This window comes from Allocoleopsis sp. (genome assembly GCF_036703385.1).
Taxonomy (GTDB): Bacteria; Cyanobacteriota; Cyanobacteriia; order Cyanobacteriales; family Coleofasciculaceae; genus Allocoleopsis.
The window spans coordinates 1-2,039 of sequence record NZ_DATNPA010000570.1; the positions used below are offsets into that span (position 1 = coordinate 1).

Below are 2,039 nucleotides of genomic sequence, written 5' to 3' on the forward strand. Positions count from 1 at the left end.
TTGAACTCCCTCTTGTAACCTAACTTCTGCCCTGGAACCTCCTGCCGTCTGCCTTCGTTTGGCGACGTGCTTTTATCATCCAGTCGCTTACCTTTCATCATTCACAATTGAGCATTCATAATTCAAATGACACGACCGGCGATTCTACATTTAGAGGGCATTACCTAACGGTTTGAGCATTCCGCGACTCCAGCAGTTTCTAACGTTACCCTGACGTTGCAAGAGGGGGATGTGCTAGGGTTACTCGGTCCTTCTGGCTGCGGCAAAACTACACTTTTGAGGATTGTTGCAGGGTTTGAGTCACCTGATGTGGGAACTGTGGTCTTAGCAGGGCGTCCGGTTGCAGGTGCGGGATGTTGGGTGCCTCCGGAACAGCGGTACACGGGCATGGTATTTCAAGACTATGCGCTGTTTCCTCACCTGAATGTGGAGGAAAATATTGCCTTTGGGTTAAAACAAAACCGAGGTCGGACGAGCGGCATCGTTATCAAGGAACGCACTCAGGAAGCGATTGCTCTTGTCGGACTAGCCGGATTGGAAAAACGCTATCCTCACGAACTATCAGGGGGTCAGCAGCAACGAGTGGCTCTCGCTCGTGCATTAGCCCCGCGACCCAAACTCATTTTATTAGATGAACCCTTGAGCAATCTCGATGTCCAAGTCCGTTTGCGGTTGCGGCAGGACGTGCGATCGATTCTCAAGGAAACTGGAACCTCGGCGATTTTTGTCACCCACGACCAAGAAGAAGCGCTTTCGATTTGCGATCGCGTAGCGGTTATGCGTGCTGGACACTTAGAACAGTTAGGTACACCCGAGGAAATCTACACTCAACCCACCTCTCGCTTTGTCGCGGAATTCGTCACTCAGGCTAATTTCCTACCTGCTCGACGGCGAGACCACCTTTGGGAAACTGAAGTGGGTGCTTTTGAGGTGTTTGAAGTTCGGCAGGAGACAAGAGACTCTGCTCAATTGATGAATTTAACAACGCCTGACACTGGAGAGTTAATGGTACGGGAAGAGCATATCGTGTTGAGATCGGATGATGAGGCAGAAATTGTTATTCTAGACCGACATTTCCTAGGGCGCGAGTACCGCTACTGTTTACAAACTCGCTCCGGGAAAAAATTGCACGCTCGCTCCACGCTCAGCACGCAACTGCCCGTGGGCACTCGGGTACAAGTGTCTATTAGTAATCCCTACGTGCAAATTTTTCCCAGTGCTTCACCAGCACCTGGATACATTCCAGCATTGCTGTAAGCTACCATAAGTGGTCGCAGTCGTTTGTTGACTATAGATGAATCAACGCTCGTTGGTTCTTGGATAGGAAGCGCCGACGAAACTATAGCCGGTTCTCGATTGAGTGGAGTACATCTAACTTCTGCCTTTTGCCCTCTGCTTTCTGCCTTGTGTTCGCGTCAGCTGGCAGTTGGATGAAACAAACCTTGGTAGTGACTAGTCGAAAGCACTAGGCATTCTTTCCTAAACGTATGGACAAACTTTTTGATTTCCTGATTAAGGGTGGCCCAGTGATGTGGCCGATTCTTGCCCTCTCCATTACTACTGTGGCTTGTGCGTTTGAACGTGCCTGGTTTTGGTTCCAGTTGTTAAGTCAGGAAGACCGTATTGTCCATGATGTTCTAGCAATGGCACGAGTCGATTTAAAAAAAGCAGCTGCGATCGCATCTCGTGCGCGCACACAGCCAATGGGTCGCTTTCTCTTTGCAGCTCTCAAGCTAAAAGATCCAACCCCTGAAACGTTTCGTCTGGCACTAGAAGCCGCCGGTGATAAGGAGTTTGTCCAGATGCGTCGGGGTGACAAACTCTTGGAAACGATTATTGCTGTTGCACCACTTTTGGGGTTATTGGGTACGGTAACGGGACTGATTATTACCTTCAACAACTTGAAAATCGGAAGTGCTGCTCAAACTGACACGACGGCGGCGGCTGCTGGAATTGGTGAAGCGCTGATTACAACTGCTTCCGGAATGGTTGTCGCCATTGTGGCATTGTTGTTTTATCGAGCTTTTGTATCTCTGCAA

At 49.5% G+C, this 2,039-nt stretch carries 1 protein-coding gene and 1 pseudogene; both read left to right on the forward strand.

Going from position 1 to position 2,039, the window contains the following annotated elements:
• Nucleotides 1–126 precede the first annotated feature (126 nt).
• Nucleotides 127–1,257 (forward strand): annotated as a pseudogene (locus V6C93_RS27810) (ABC transporter ATP-binding protein).
• Nucleotides 1,258–1,487: 230 nt separating this feature from the next.
• The coding region (locus V6C93_RS27815) for a MotA/TolQ/ExbB proton channel family protein (protein WP_333479917.1) at nucleotides 1,488–2,039 on the forward strand (552 nt) is incomplete at its 3' end.